This window comes from Enterococcus sp. 4E1_DIV0656 (assembly GCF_002140695.1).
In the GTDB taxonomy this organism is placed as follows: Bacteria; Bacillota; Bacilli; order Lactobacillales; family Enterococcaceae; genus Enterococcus_D; species Enterococcus_D entomosocium.
In genome coordinates, this window is the sequence record NZ_NGLF01000006.1 from 1 (window position 1) to 1,156 (window position 1,156).

Here is a 1,156-nt window from a genome sequence, read left to right on the forward strand (position 1 = left end):
GGTAGAAAAACGTTTAGAGATTGCAAAGCTTATGTTGTTGAGGAGAAGCTAGGGGATATTGTACTAGCTTTATATGAAGTTTCTGATGTGCTTCGACAAGAACGAGAAAAGCGTGAAGAAGAAGCTCGCCAAAGAGAAATTGAACGTCAGAAAAAGGAAGAACAGAGAGAACGTTATAATTTAGAAGTGGCAAATACAGAAGCCTTAGTAAACAAAGCTGAAGACTATGAAACTTCGTGTAAAATTCGAGCTTATGTTTCAGCTCTGGAGAAATCTGGTGAGTTAGATGATGAAACAGCAACATGGATTCAATGGGCAAAGCAAAAAGCAGATTGGTATGATCCAACTGTTGCATCAAGTGATGAGTATTTTGGAAAACGAAAACATGAGGAAAGCTCTGAATCAAAAGTATTGAAGAAATCTGGCTATTCTTGGTGGTAGAAAATAATTGAATTCTATTTAATTGACTTTTATGAGATGTTTACGGAGATGTCAATTGAACTAAATTTCAATATTTAAGGTAGTAGAGTTGGTATTCATTTTTTCTTCTAATTGTATAATTAAGATGTGTATAAGAGACAGTAATAAAGTAGATTCTTTTGAAATTAATATTAGAGGGGGATGTTGGTCAAAAAAACTTAATACAGCTACTGAATTAGTAAAAAAAGTATTTGATAGTGTTGATTTATCTAATACTTCGATTTTGTTACATAATCAGTATTCTGGCTATAGTAGACAACCTACACTTAAAGCGATTAGTTTATATATTAGTAGTTCTTGTAGTTATGGCACTGGAAATCCAGATCATTCTAAGGAAATTCTTGTAAAATGTAATGATGAAACAGTTTTCTATTTGGTAGGTTCTTCAAATTTCTCTAAAAATACTTATATGACTAAAGACAGAAATATTAATCAATCAGATATTGCTTTCATTAAAGTTAGTGATTCAACAAAGTCTCTATTACATTCTATACTTAATCATAACGATAATAGATTACTTAGCATTTTTGCAGAAGAGCTAGGTATTTCTAATGACAATTTATCTGATAGTCCTGATACTCAAAATGATTTCTACTTAACATATATAGGAGAAAGTGATGTAGATATAGTGACAGCTCCTTATATTGGCTCAGATGATATATTGAGCGAGTATACT

1 protein-coding gene and 1 pseudogene are annotated in these 1,156 nt (G+C 31.4%); both read left to right on the forward strand.

All coding sequences use genetic code 11. The annotated features are described in order from the left end of the window. A pseudogene (locus tag A5882_RS20000) lies at positions 1–441 on the forward strand (hypothetical protein); the annotation flags it as partial. A gap of 88 nt (positions 442–529) precedes the next feature. Continuing rightward, positions 530–1,156: hypothetical protein (locus A5882_RS20005; RefSeq protein WP_176462078.1), on the forward strand; the 627-nt coding region annotated here is incomplete at its 3' end.